Below are 12,787 nucleotides of genomic sequence, written 5' to 3'. Positions count from 1 at the left end.
ACGGCCGCTTCGTAGGGCGGGCACGGCCCGCCGGCCTTTCGACTCGCCATTCGGAAACGCCATGAGCGCCGCCGTCGCCACCGCCCTGCCCCCGCTCGACTGGCGCGCCATGCCGTTGCACGGGCGCGTGCTGATCGAGGCCAGCGCCGGCACCGGCAAGACCTGGAACATCGGCGTGATCTACCTGCGCCTGCTGCTCGAACGCGGGCTGCGGGTGGAGCAGATCCTGGTGACCACCTTCACCGACGCCGCCGCACAGGAACTGCGCGAGCGCCTGCGCCGGCGCCTGGTCGAGGCCGAGCGCCTGCTCGAAGCCCCGACCCGCGACGCGGCCAGCGCCGATCCGCTGGAAAGCTGGCTGGCCACGCAGTACCCCGACGCGGACAGCGCCCGCCCCGCGCTGCGCCGCATCCAGCTCGCCCGCAGCGACCTCGACCACGCGCCGGTCTCCACCATCCACGCACTGTGCCAGCGCATCCAGCGCGACTATCCGCTGGAAAGCGGCGCCGCCTTCGCCAACGACCAGCTGTTCGACGAGCAGCAGCTGATGCGCGAATGCGTGGAGGATTTCTGGCGCCGCCGCTACCTCGCCGGCAGCGTCGATCCGCGCGAAGCCGAGCTGCTGCTGAAGGACGGCCCGGAAGGCCTGCTGCGCGACCTCGGCGGGCTGGCCAACAACGCCGACGCGCGCATCGAGGCCGGCGGCCTGGCCGAACTCGAGCGCGCGCTGGCCACGCTGCGTCGCGGCGAAAGCCTTGCCGAGCTGCAACGGCTGGCCGACGACGCGACACTGTACAAGCGGGCCAACGCCGCACTGCGCAGCCGGCTGGGCGAGATCGCCCAGGCACTGCGCGACGACGACGAGGCGCAACTGGCCAAGTCGCTCAGCGACGTGTTCGAGCCGGAAAAACTGCTGGCACAGGCAACTGCCGACCGCGCCGGCGAACTCGCCGCGCACCCGCTGATCCAGGCCCTGCAGGCGCTGCGCCCGCTGCTCGGCCTGCGTGACATCCTCGTCCGCGGCGCAGTGCTGGCCGCGGCAGCGCAGGCCTGCCGCGAGGAGATGCCGCAACGGGCGCGCCGGCGTCACGTATTCACCTACGGCATGCTGATCGATGCGGTGTACCAGCGGCTCTGCGGCGAGTCGTCCGACGAGGTGCTGGCCGACCGCCTGTTCGACGCCTTCCCGGTCGCCCTGATCGACGAATTCCAGGACACCGACCAGCGCCAGTTCGCGATCTTCGAGCGCATCTACCGCGAGCGCGGCACGCTGGTGATGATCGGTGACCCCAAGCAGGCCATCTACAGCTTCCGCGGCGGCGACATCGCCGCCTACCTGCGCGCCAGCGAACAGGCCGGCCAACGTTTTTCGCTGGGCACCAACCATCGCTCCAGCCGTGCCCTGGTGGAAGCGTTGAACGCCTGGTACGGCCACACCGAAGGTGGCTTCGGCCAGCCGCAGATCCGCTACCAACAGGTCGCCCCGGCCGGCAAGGCGGACGACAAGCCGTACACCGTCGATGGCCGGCCGGTGATGCAGCCGTTGGTGTTCCACCCGTTCCGCGGCGATGCCGTGGACAACAGGAACCGCCCGCTGAAGTCCCTCGGCGAACTCGAAGCACTGGCGCTGGACGACTGCGCCAACCGCATCGCCGAACTGCTCAACGACCCGCGGCAGGCGATCGACGGCCGCGGCGTCACGCCCGGCGACGTCGCCGTGCTCTTGTCCACCAACAGCCAGATCGTGGCGCTGCGCCAGCGGCTGGTCGCGCGCGGCGTGCCCTGTGTGGGCAGCGGCCGTGGCAACATCTTCGCCGGCGAGGTCGCGCGCGAGCTGGAGCTGATCCTGTTCGCCGTGCTGCACCCGGACGACGACCAGGCCGTGCGCGGCGCGCTGGCCACCACCCTGCTCGGCGCCACGCTGGAACACTTCCACAACTGGCAGGCGCAACCCGCCGCGTTCGAGCGCGAGCTGGAACGCTTCGAGGCGTGGCGTGCACTGGTGCGCAACCGCGGCGTGCTGGCCCTGGTCGGCGAACTGCTGGCTGCGCGCGCCACCGCCCTGCTGGCGCTGCCGGAAGGCGAGCGCGTGCTCACCGACCTGCGCCATCTCGGCGAACTGCTCGCCGCGGAGGAAGGCGCGCGACAAGGGCTGGACGGCCTGTACGCCTGGCTGCAGGAGATGCGCCGCGAAGGCAGCGACGGCGACGCCGAGGCGGCCGACGAGCGCCAGTTGCGCATCGAGAGCGACGCGCGCCGCGTGCAGCTGCTGACCATCCATGCCAGCAAGGGGCTGGAGTTTCCCATCGTGTTCCTGCCGCTGGCGTGGCGCATTCGCAGCCAAAGCGGCAACTACGCGCCGAAGTTGCTGCGCTACCACGACGACGCCGGCCAGCGCTGCGTGGACCTGGGCTCGCTGCATTTCGCCGAGCATCGCGCCAGGCATTTCCGCGAGGAGCTGGAGGAACGCCTGCGCCTGTTCTACGTGGCGCTGACCCGTGCCGTGCATGCCGTGCACGTGTACTGGGTCGACCGGGGCCCGCCGCCCGCCGACGACGCGCAAGCGTGGGAATGCGCCGCGATCGACCTGCTGCTCGGGCAGACCTGGCAGAAACTGGGACTGCCCATCAGCGAAGCCTCGCTCGAAGCCATGGCCAGCACGCTCGGCGGCATGCAGCTGGCGGCACCGTTCGCCGGCACCTTCACCCGCTACCGGCCACCGGCCGAAGCCCCGGCGCCGCGCACCACGCCGGCGCCGCCGCAGCTGCGGCCGTTCCAGTGGCTGCACAGCTTCAGCAGCCTCAGCCGGAACGCCGCCGCGTCGGCACCCGGCGACAGCGGCGGCGCCGACGAGGCCGGCGCGGAAGAACCGGCAGTCGAAGCGGACGATGTCGCCGAAGACAGCCGTCTGCTCGCGCTCTACCCGCTGCGCGGCCCGCGCTTCGGCGACGCCGTGCACCAGGTGTTCGAGCTGGCGCAGCCCGGCCCGCTGTGGCCCGACCAGCGCCAGCTGCTGCACCGCCAGCTCGCCGCGCAGGCAGTCGCCGCGCCGCATCTGGCGCACGAGGAAGCGCTCGAGCGCCTCGGCCGGATGATCGACCGCGCACGCCAGGCCGACCTGGGCGGCGGCCTGCGCCTGCTCGACCTTGCGCCCGACCAGCGCATCGCCGAGTTCGAGTTCCAGTTTCCGGTACGCCAGGTGCCGCTGGCGTCGCTGCGCCGGATCTGCGCGGCCCACGGCCACGCCGACGTCATCCCCGCCAGCCTCGACGCCGATACGCTGAACGGCATGCTGACCGGCTTCGCCGACCTGATCTTCGCCCACGACGGCCGCTTCCACGTGCTCGACTACAAGACCAACTGGCTCGGCGCGCGGCTGCGCGACTACCAGGGCGAATTGCTCGAGGCCGCCATGGCCGTGCACCACTACCCGCTGCAGGCGCTGCTCTACACCGTGGCGCTGCACCGCTACCTGCGCCAGCGGATGGACGGCTATACGGCCGAACGCCAGCTCGGCGACAGCTGGTACCTGTTCGTGCGCGCGCTGGGGCTGGCGCCCGGGCTGGGCGTATGGCGCCGGTGCTGGCCGGCGGCGCTGATCGAGGCGCTCGACGACGCCTTCGCCGGCGCACGGGAGGCCGCGGCATGAACCACCCGCTGCCGCATGCCGCCGACGAGCGCGCGATCGACCAGGCCCTGGCGCAATGGGTACTGGGGCGCACCGGCTCCGCTGCGCTGGCCGCCGCCGTGCGCGCCGCCAGCCGCGCCGAAGGCCACGGCCACTCCTGCGCCGCACTGGCCGATCCGGACACCGGCGCCGGCTTCGACGCGGAAGCCCTGGCCGCGCTGCGTCGGCATGACTGGGTCGGCGACGGCACCGTGTTCACCCCGTTCGTGCTCGACGCGCTGGGCCGCTTCTTCCTGTGGCGCAACTGGCAGCACGAAGCGAAGCTCGCCGAAGCGATCGCGCAGCGCTGCGCGCAACGCACGCTGCCGATTCCGGCCGACGTGCTGGGCGACGACCTCGACGCGCTGTTCGCCGGCATGCCGCCCGGCGCCACCGACGGGCAGCGCGCCGCCGTGGCCGCCGTGCCGGGCGCGCGCTTCTTCGTGCTCACCGGCGGCCCCGGCACCGGCAAGACCACCACCGTGGTGCGCATGCTGCTGATGCTGCTGCGCCACGCACAGGCCTGCGGCCTGCCGGCGCGACCGTCGATCGCCCTCGCTGCGCCCACCGGCAAGGCCGCCCAGCGGCTGGCGCAAGCCATCGCCAAAGGCAAGGCCGAACTGCAGGCCTGCCTGCCGGGCACCGGCTTCCGCGACCTGGTGCCACACATCCCGCACGCCGACGCGCGCACGCTGCACCGCCTGCTCGGCTACCGGCCGGCGGACGACAGCTTCAGCCGCGGCCCGCACAACCCGCTGGCCGAGGACATCGTGGTGGTGGACGAGGCGTCGATGGTGGATCTGGCGATGATGCGCCAGCTGCTGCAGGCGCTGCGCCCCGAGGCGGTGCTGATCCTGCTCGGCGACCCGGGCCAGCTGGCCTCGGTCGACGCCGGCTCGGTGCTGGCCGACATCGTCGCCGGCGCACCGTGCAACCGGCTGCCGTCGGCGCTGGCCAGCCTGCTCGCACCATTGCTGCAGCAAGCGCCCGATATCGCCGGCGGCAATACCCCGCTGGCCGGCCAGGTGCTCACGCTGACCCACAGCTGGCGTGCCGGCAGCGGCCTGCAGCGCGGTGTCGAGGCATTGCGCGACACCCCCGACCCGGCCTGGCTGGACACCCTGCTGGGCGAGCGCCGCGACGGCGACCTGCACCTGCGCCACTGCCCCAACGGCCACGCCCTGCGCGCCTGCGTCGACGGCTGGATCGAGCGCCACGCCGAACTGCTGCAATCGCTGCTGGCGCCGACCATCGACGCCGCCGAAGCACTACGGCGACTGCGCCAGCTGCAGATCCTGTGTGCGCTGCGCGACGGCCCGTTCGGCGCGCAAGGCCTCAACGAATTGATGCTGCGCCGGCTCGCCGCCCGCTTCGGCGTCGACGCCGGGCGCACCTGGTACCGCGGCCGCCCCGTCATCATCACCCGCAACGACTATGCCCGCGGCCTCTTCAACGGCGACGTCGGCATCGCGCTGGAAGGCGCCGAAGGGCTGCGTGTATGGTTCGAACTCAGCGACCGCGACGGCAACGCCGGCCTGCGCAGCTACTCGCCGCGCGCCCTGCCCGCACACGACAGCGCCTGGGCGATCACCATCCACCGCAGCCAGGGTTCGGAATACCGCGACGTAGCCGTGCTGCTGCCGCCGGACGCCGACAACCGCATCCTCACCCGCGAACTGGTCTACACCGCCATCTCGCGCGCGAAGCAGCACGCCGAAATCTGGACCACCGACGACTCGCTGCGCGCCGCGCTGGCGCGGCCGATACGGCGGCAGGGCGGCCTGCGCGAGCGGTTGCAACGGCCATGACCAAGGCGGTGCCGGACCGGCACATGCCCGAAGATCGCTGCGACGGTTCGGCGCAAACGCGACGACTTCACCAGCAACCAGCTACACCGGCGGAGCCGGTGGCCCCGCGCATGCCAGCCTGGTCGAGCGAGAGCGTGCCGCACTTGGTGTCGCGGGTCAGTTGGGCGTTGATCGGCGTGGCGGTGATGCTGTACCCCACCGTTGACGCCGCTGCCAGGGCGAACTGGTAATCGGCACCGGTGCGCTGGGGGCTGGCGCAATCCAGTCCCGGCAAGGCATTGGCCGTGCCGGCGCTGTCCTTGGCATAGTTGAGGTTGGTCGTGTAGTAACGCTCCATGTAATTGGCGTGCTCCGACAGACACCCCTCCGCCGCCACCCGCTTGGTCTTGGTGATGTAGTTGGTGTAGGTCGGCAAGGCAATTGCCGCCAGGATCGCGATGATCGCCACCACGATCATCAACTCGACCATGGTGAAACCCCGGCTTCGCCGCAGGCAGGCCGGGGCGGCGCCACGTGCCGCCGGCGAGGTCGTTCCGAGCACCGGCAACATGTTCACTTCGATCGAAAAGGGCTGCTTCATCGTGGCCTTCCTTTACTGGTTGATCAGCTCTCGCCAGGACACGCGTTCCATGCTGCCGGTCGAGCTCGAGGTCTTGATGCTGCTGGTCGAGCCGTTGTCGAAGCTGGTCAGCATGGTGCTGCCGACGAAGATCGGGTTGTTCGGCAGCGAGGAGAAGCCGATGCCGGCGGCGGGCGTCCCGTTGACCGAATCGGACGAGTCGATCACGCCGTCGCCGTTGCGGTCGAAGAAGTTCACCGATGGATTGGTGCCGGTGAACGGATCGAGTGCCATGATCCAGCCGCGCCCGGACGGGTTGCAGGGGTCGGTGGCCAGTGGAATGCGCGTGGTGCCCAGCAGCAGGTTGCCCTGGAACTGGCTGGACGTGACCATGCGCTCGCCTTCGGCGCCGTTGACCGGTGACTTGAGGTCGATATACCAGCCCGACTTGCCGGTGATCGATGCATTGGCCGCGGCAGCCTGCGCCAGCGTGGTCACGGCACGGCCGTTGCCCACCTCGGCGGTGATGGAGCGCTGCACCAGGTCGGCGGTACGTGTCGAAGACGAAGTCACCGCCAGCCCGCTGGTGCCGGACTGCACGATCAGGCCGTACCAGCTCTGGATGCTCGTATTGGCAAGATCCGCCGTGGTCAGGTAGCGGCCGGTGCCGAAGAACACCCAGGTGTTGCCGGTGTTCGGATCCTTGCCGGCCAGCATGCCTGCCGTGATCGGCTGCACGTTGCCGCTGGCATCCTTGGCGACGAAGATATTCACGCCGTCGCTGTCCGGCGTGGCCGTGGCCGAAGTGCCCACGCTGGTGTTGAGGGTGAACGACCACACGTTGCCGTTCGCGTCGCCGGCGTAGGCCGTCGTGCTGACGCCATTGCCCGACGGGTCCATCCATACCGCCGGTGCCGCCAGGCCGCTGTCATCGGTGGTCTTGTGTACGTTCAAAGTACCGTCGGCGAGGTCGAACTGCAGCAGCGCCGACACGCCGGCCGCGCTGTTGTAGCCGTTGCCGATCAGCACCGACCAGGTGCCGTCGGCGGTCTGCGCGATCACCGGCTTGCCGACCATCTGGCCGATGTAGTTGCTGTTGGCGACGCCATCGCCAGCCGAACGCTCCCACAGGAACTTCACGTTGGCCGGGTCGGTGATGTCGAGCGCGTAGACCGCCTTGGCCACGCCGCGGCCGGTGGTACCCACCAGCACGGTCTTCCAGCCCGGCGTGCTGCCGATGTAGGCGTCGGCGACGGTCAGCTCGCCGTCGTTGAAGAAGCCGTGCGCCACCGTGCCGCCGTAGTCCGGGCTCGCCAGCGCGCTCACGCCCGCGGTGATCACCGCGCCAGGCATGTAGGCAAACGTCTCCGCACCGGTGCCGGCGTCGAAACCATGCAGCATGCCGTCGTTGGCGGCCACATAGACCGTTCCGGCACGGCTGGCGTTGTTGCTCGCATACTGGGCGAAGCTCGTCGAACCGGTGAACTTTTCGGTATAGAACTGGTTGGCATTCGGCGCGCCCGCAAAGACCGGCTGCGAGTTGACGATGTCGCCGATCGGGATATCGCGGTTGCGATAACTGCCGCCGTTGGTCTGTTCCTTGGCGGCGTCACCGCGCAGGTAGTTGATCAGGTTCGTCTCGTTGGTCGCCGTACCCGCCACCGAGCTCAACGCGGTGTGCTGGGCCGTCGAGAGCGAAGGCAAGGTACCGTCGGTGGCTACCTTGAAGTCCACGAACCGGCTGCCGGCCGCCGCGGTCGGGTTGTAGGTCTTGATATTCCGGCTGGCGACGGACGGCAACTTGCCCGAAGCCGTCCAGGTCGGATTGGTGGCGATGGCCCCGCTGGTGGAATCCACCGCCAGCGCCTTCAGGTCACCCTTCCACTTGGCCGTCCAGTAGTTCGCCTGGTACGCCACCGTGCCGGTCTGCAGCTGGGTGGAGTTCGCTGCCAGGCTGGCGCCGGTGCCGACGCGCTCGGCGGCACGCTTCAGCGCTTCCTTGATGCCCTGCGCAAAGCTGTCGGGGTCCTTGGCCGAGAAGAAGCCGCCATGGCCATTGACCGCGGCGTGGGCCAGGTCGGCGATGTTGTAGATCGAGTCGGCGCTCGGCTGCGGCCAGGTGAAATCGGTGATGGCCTTGCTGCTGTCGCCATTGGCCCAGGCGAACACCTGATCCATCGGTATCTGCGTACCGTCAGCGTACTCGGGCGTGAAACCGAGCCCCAGCGTGAAGGTCGTCATGTGCTGCCAGAACGCCGGGTCCTCGGCATTGGTCGGCACTTCGTTGGCCACGGTGGGACGGAGGTCCTTGCTCCAGTAATTCATGGCGACGTCTGCCAGCGTACCGCTGTAGCTGACCGGGGCCGTGGTGGTTTGGGTGTAGTTGTATCTGCACCTGCCGTCAGAACTCCTCCAACTGTAATTCGAAGCGCCTTGCGCACTGTTATACGACGCCACACACTGCGCCGACGTATAACCGGTCTGTGAAAAAGACTTTGTCGTGGTGGTGGTAACCGTGCTGCCATCTTGATAAGGCAACACGGGGGTATAGGTATAACTCTGGCTATTGGTACCGGTTATGGCTGTGCCGGCAGTGCCGTCCACGTCACCCCGATTGGTGATCGCCGAAGGAGTCGTGCCGTTCCAGAAACCGTCCGTGGTCAGGATCGTGTACGACTGGCGGCAGGCAAGCTGGGTATTTCCGGCGGCCGTGGTGTAATCCGGATCGGAGGCCATTCCCTGCCAGGGCTGCGCCGACTGGTAATACTGGCCGACCGCATCCAGCGATGCGAGAAGAGGCGTGCCGCTATTGGCATTGACGCCAACCAGCCAGCTCCAGAAGCTGCTTTTCTGCGTGCCGGCGGATCCGTCCCCGAAAGGGGCCACCTGCGCAATCACCTTGCTGTTGTAGGTGGCCGTGGGTGAAGGCAAGCCACCGCTGTTGTTGTTGTTGATGGAACCGAAACCGACCCGGAACGTGGGGTCAAGCGTGGAGAACGAGTTCATCAGGCCGCTCTTGGCCATCAGGATGCGCGTGTGATAATACGAAAACCAGTTGGCGACATTCTGCTGGGTTGCCGCACTGTCGTCGCAAACCGCCTGCTGGGCATCGGGAAGGCTGGCACAATCCCCCGTGGCGCCTACATAATGCTGGGTATTGCCGGCACCCGTCGTATAAGTAAAAAAGTACTTGTAGGACGTCGTGCTTTTCGTGCACTGGGTGCCATTCAATACATCGCCGCTGTTACAGCTATATGTGTAACTGATGGTGGGTTCTATAAAGATACTGGTATCTTTGTTATTACGGCATTTCCCCGCACCGGATTGACCACCGGTACGCAAAGTGTATCCGGAAGGGCACGACAACACTTGCGTGGCTGTTGCCGCATACGTGCTCGTCGTGATGATCGTGAACCGCGTGTAGTACGGATAAGCCCCGGTAAACCGGGTAATGTCGGTAGTGCCCGATGCCGCGAAGCCATCGGTGTAGGCGCTGGTGATGCTGGTTTGCGCAGGATAAAAGGTCCCGTCCGCCTTGGGCGGCGGCGAATAGGTCACCGCGGGGTTGTAGTAGGTACCGTTTACGCTGGCATTGCGCACGGCGTCGTTGGTGGTGCTGCTCAAATAGCCCCAGTCCGGCATGTAATCCCACGCCATCGACCCCGAGTCGTCCAGCATCAGCACCACGTTCGGCGGCAGCGAACGCTGGATGATCAGCGGCGACTGGTCGACGGTGACGGCGGCCGCGTGGGCCGGCGTGCTGGCCACTCCGATGCCGCACACCAGCAGGCTGGTGTACAGCAGATTGCCCAGGAAACCGGCGGCCTTGCTGCGCAGACGGGACGTGATGTTCATGACGGCTCTGCTCTCGAATGATGCGACATGGAAAGGCCCATGCGCCGATGCCCACGTGAAACGGTGGCTCAACCCTGCTTGACCATGGCCTGCAGCACCACCACGGCGCGGTCGCCCACCGTGGCGGGATCACCGCTGCGGGCGGTGACGCGGTAGTACACGGCGGTAGTGGAAGTGCCCTGGGCGCCGTAGTTGTGCGAATTGGCGCTCTGGCCGAAACCGGTGCTGGTATTGGGGTTGTACCAGTTGCCCATGTTCTCGACCACGTACTGCGGCTGGCTGGCGGCCACGCTGCTTTTCGCGAACTCGCCCGACGCCGTACCCGAGGTCACCGTGATGATCTTGCTGGTGTCCAGGTTCGGGTCGTCGAACGGGTTGCCCTGGCAGAACACACCGCCGGCCTGGCAATTGCGCGCGATGTCGCCGGGGTTGGCGGCGATGCGCGCCGTGGCGGCACGCATCGCCGCCTCGGCACTCTGGAAGGCGATCTGCCGGTCGAACAGGTTGGACGCCATCTTCTGCTGCATGATCGTGCCGCGCACCGCGGCCAGGCCGACCAGGGTGATCACCACCAGCAGCAACAGCGCCACCACCAGGGCCACGCCGCGCTGGCCGGGGCGCTGCAGGAGCAACAGGCGGCGCGTGCGGCTTGCGGAGCCGGACAGGTTGATGGATGCATGGACGTGACTCATTTCATTTCACCCGGTTGCGCACGGTGGTGGTGGCGGTGAAGCTGCGCTTGAGCGGCTTGACGTCGGTGCCCGCACGCTTGTCGACGCTTTCCAGCGCAAGGGTCACCCGTACTGCATCGACCAGGGCCCAGTTGGTGATGGCACTGGCCGCCAGGAAATCGGCGTTGCCCGCCTGGTGGTAGAAGATCTTCATGTCGGTGACGTCGCGCACCATCTCCTGGGCGGTCGGCGTAGGCACCCCGGCGGCATTGACCAGCCCCTTGCGATACAGCGAACGGCCGCCGACCGGGTTGTTGCCGATGTACCAGTCGGCGGCGCCCAGCTTGGTGATCTGCGAATTGGTCGCAAAAACGTAGCTGGCGCTGCTGCTGCAGACGGTGGGGAAGTTCAGGTCCGTGGTGCAGTTGCCCGGCGAGCCGCTGGCCGCATGGGTAAGGGTGCCGCCGGTGTAGCTGGTGATCTGCACCAGGGTGGCATGGTCGGGATCGCAAACGATGACCACGTCGCCGGCCGTCAGGTCGGAGCTTGCCTCGTTGATGGTGAAGGTAGCCGCCGGTTCGGTGTTGACGTTGACGCTTACGCCGGAGCCTTCGCCGCCCAGCAGGATGAGCGATTCCGTGCCGGCGACCCGCAGTCCTTCGGCCGATCCGGCAGCAACTCCCGGGTTGGTATCGCTGCCGCCGTAGCCAACCAGCGCGTTGTTCCAGTTGGCCCACCAGTCCGTGCCGCCGCCGGCCGGGCCGTTGTTGAGCACGTTGGCGACGCGGCCATTGTTGCTGCAACCGGTGAGCCCGGCATCGCGAATGTCTCGCGCCATCATTTCGAACGCGATGCGCGAGCCGTCCTGCACGTCACCCAGCGCCTGATTGGTGCGATAGGTACGCTGGTTGGCCAGGAACACGCTGACCACGCCGCCGATGACGATCAGGCCAAGCAGCATGGCGACCATCAGCTCGATCAGGGTGAAGCCGGGCGAGAGCTTGCCGAGGCGCGGTGCGCGCCGCCCGCGGATGGAGGGAAACACGGCACGGCGGCTCATAGCATGGCCCTGGTGACGACTTGCTGGACGCTGCTGCCGCCCACGCCGGCGCGACTGTCGTCGAAGGTGATGGTGACGGTGCAATCGACACTGTCGACGACCGTGGTACAGGCAATGCCGCCTGTGGTGGTAGCCACCGCACCGAGCGCCTGGCCGAGCTGGGTGCACCACTGGTTGAGCTGGGCATTGGCCAGCGAACCGGCCGCATCCGGACAGGCATCGGCCTTGATCACCGAGGCGCCGGTCCGGTTGTAGGTGCCGGCCTTGGCGACGTCGAAGTCCGCCCGCATGGCATCGAGAATCGAATAGCTGGCAATGGTGGCCATGCTGCGCGCCATCGCGCTGTTGTTGGTGGACATCGACATCGCCTGCAGGGCAGCGATGCCGAGGAAGGCGATGGAGAGCACCAGCACGGCGATCAGCACCTCGATCAGGCCGACGCCGGACTGCAGGAAACGCCGGCCTGCGCCGGACCTGTTTGCTGAATGCTGTGACATGAGAGTCTTCGGGCTGTTCATCACGAGGGGCAGTTCCCCGAGGTGGTGGTGGTCGCGAGGATCGAGCCGGCCGTCATCCTGATCACGCGATGGTTGTCGGTGCTCATCTGGCTGGTGCAGATATCCACGACGATGTCACCGTACGGCGTCGTCGTGCCTACTTTGCGTGCCAGGCCCTGTGCCGTGAAACGCAGTGCGGTCATGTCGCCGTTGAGCTGGATCGGAGCGGTGATGCCACTGGTGCCGGCCAGTACCTGGGAGGGTGCCGCGCCGCTCATCGCATAAACCGCCCCGGCTTCCGTACCGCAGGCAACGCCCAGCAGGTCGGAGGTGCCGTTGGCGCTGGCCGAATTGCTGCACATCTGGGTGTTCGCGTTGCGCTTGACCGCTTCCATCCGTGCCACGTGGATCGCGTTGACGATGTCGTTGGCGGTGGTGTTGAGCTTGTTGGAAAGCGTCAGCGACTTGAAGCTCGGCACCGCGATCATGATCAGCACCACGGCCACGGTCATGGTGATCAGCAGTTCGACCAGGGTGAAGCCGCGCTCGCGCCCCCGCACCGGACCGTGCCACGGGGGCCGGTCACCGGCACGCTCCGGCCTGCGCGCGCGGATCAACGAGACGCCTCGCTGACGCAACAAGATTTGCATGGAATTCTCCCTGGTACCCC

Annotated in this window: 9 protein-coding genes; 3 read left to right on the top strand and 6 right to left on the bottom strand. The window is 67.8% G+C overall.

Features of this window, described 5'->3' with window-relative positions:
• The first annotated feature begins 61 nt into the window (after positions 1 to 61).
• The gene (locus R5H19_RS05340) at positions 62 to 3,649 is read left to right on the top strand and encodes a UvrD-helicase domain-containing protein (RefSeq protein WP_318157912.1); all 3,588 of its coding nucleotides are present in this window, start codon (positions 62 to 64) and stop codon (positions 3,647 to 3,649) included.
• On the top strand, positions 3,646 to 5,475 hold the full coding sequence (gene recD / locus R5H19_RS05335) for an exodeoxyribonuclease V subunit alpha (protein ID WP_318157911.1): 1,830 nt from the start codon (positions 3,646 to 3,648) through the stop codon (positions 5,473 to 5,475). The genes R5H19_RS05340 and recD overlap by 4 nt, the downstream gene beginning before the upstream one ends.
• Before the next feature lie 67 nt (positions 5,476 to 5,542).
• On the opposite strand, the gene R5H19_RS05330 is transcribed toward recD, so the two are convergent.
• On the bottom strand, positions 5,543 to 6,055 hold the full coding sequence (locus R5H19_RS05330; RefSeq protein WP_318157910.1) for a type IV pilin protein: 513 nt from the start codon (positions 6,053 to 6,055) through the stop codon (positions 5,543 to 5,545).
• Between the two features lie 12 nt (positions 6,056 to 6,067).
• On the bottom strand, positions 6,068 to 9,712 hold the full coding sequence (locus tag R5H19_RS05325; protein ID WP_318157909.1) for a PilC/PilY family type IV pilus protein: 3,645 nt from the start codon (positions 9,710 to 9,712) through the stop codon (positions 6,068 to 6,070).
• 31 nt (positions 9,713 to 9,743) lie between these two features.
• On the opposite strand from R5H19_RS05325, the gene R5H19_RS05320 reads away from it, so the two are divergent.
• Positions 9,744 to 9,971 (top strand): hypothetical protein, encoded by a 228-nt coding sequence (locus R5H19_RS05320; protein WP_318157908.1) that lies wholly within the window; start codon positions 9,744 to 9,746, stop codon positions 9,969 to 9,971.
• Here the strand turns inward: R5H19_RS05320 and R5H19_RS05315 are convergent.
• From R5H19_RS05315 to R5H19_RS05300, 4 genes are read right to left on the bottom strand one after another with little or no spacing between them, the layout of a single operon-like run.
• Entirely contained in the window at positions 9,958 to 10,581 is a 624-nt protein-coding gene (locus R5H19_RS05315; RefSeq protein ID WP_318157907.1) for a PilX N-terminal domain-containing pilus assembly protein, read from the bottom strand. The two genes, R5H19_RS05320 and R5H19_RS05315, sit on opposite strands and share 14 nt — an antisense overlap.
• Before the next feature lies 1 nt (position 10,582).
• A complete protein-coding gene (locus R5H19_RS05310) occupies positions 10,583 to 11,620 on the bottom strand; it encodes a prepilin-type N-terminal cleavage/methylation domain-containing protein (RefSeq protein ID WP_318157906.1) in 1,038 nt (345 codons plus the stop codon).
• Positions 11,617 to 12,117, bottom strand: a complete 501-nt coding sequence (pilV, locus tag R5H19_RS05305; RefSeq protein WP_318157905.1) for a type IV pilus modification protein PilV — start codon at positions 12,115 to 12,117, stop codon at positions 11,617 to 11,619. Before pilV ends, R5H19_RS05310 begins: the two co-directional genes overlap by 4 nt.
• Before the next feature lie 20 nt (positions 12,118 to 12,137).
• A complete protein-coding gene (locus R5H19_RS05300) occupies positions 12,138 to 12,734 on the bottom strand; it encodes a GspH/FimT family pseudopilin (RefSeq protein ID WP_318157903.1) in 597 nt (198 codons plus the stop codon).
• Positions 12,735 to 12,787: the final 53 nt, after the last annotated feature.

Source organism: Rhodanobacter sp. KK11, from assembly GCF_033345435.1.
Classification (GTDB): domain Bacteria; phylum Pseudomonadota; class Gammaproteobacteria; order Xanthomonadales; family Rhodanobacteraceae; genus Rhodanobacter.
This window is presented reverse-complemented; position numbering and strand designations above follow the sequence as displayed.

Bases quoted from the DNA above. Each gene is read 5' to 3' on its own strand.
- R5H19_RS05340 (WP_318157912.1), top strand. From the start codon at position 62: ATGAGCGCCGCCGTCGCCACCGCCCTGCCCCCGCTCGACTGGCGCGCC.
- R5H19_RS05330 (WP_318157910.1), bottom strand. From the start codon at position 6,055: ATGAAGCAGCCCTTTTCGATCGAAGTGAACATGTTGCCGGTGCTCGGA.
- recD (WP_318157911.1), top strand. From the start codon at position 3,646: ATGAACCACCCGCTGCCGCATGCCGCCGACGAGCGCGCGATCGACCAG.
- R5H19_RS05315 (WP_318157907.1), bottom strand. From the start codon at position 10,581: ATGAGTCACGTCCATGCATCCATCAACCTGTCCGGCTCCGCAAGCCGC.
- R5H19_RS05320 (WP_318157908.1), top strand. From the start codon at position 9,744: ATGATCAGCGGCGACTGGTCGACGGTGACGGCGGCCGCGTGGGCCGGC.
- R5H19_RS05310 (WP_318157906.1), bottom strand. From the start codon at position 11,620: ATGAGCCGCCGTGCCGTGTTTCCCTCCATCCGCGGGCGGCGCGCACCG.
- R5H19_RS05325 (WP_318157909.1), bottom strand. From the start codon at position 9,712: ATGCTGGACGACTCGGGGTCGATGGCGTGGGATTACATGCCGGACTGG.
- pilV (WP_318157905.1), bottom strand. From the start codon at position 12,117: ATGTCACAGCATTCAGCAAACAGGTCCGGCGCAGGCCGGCGTTTCCTG.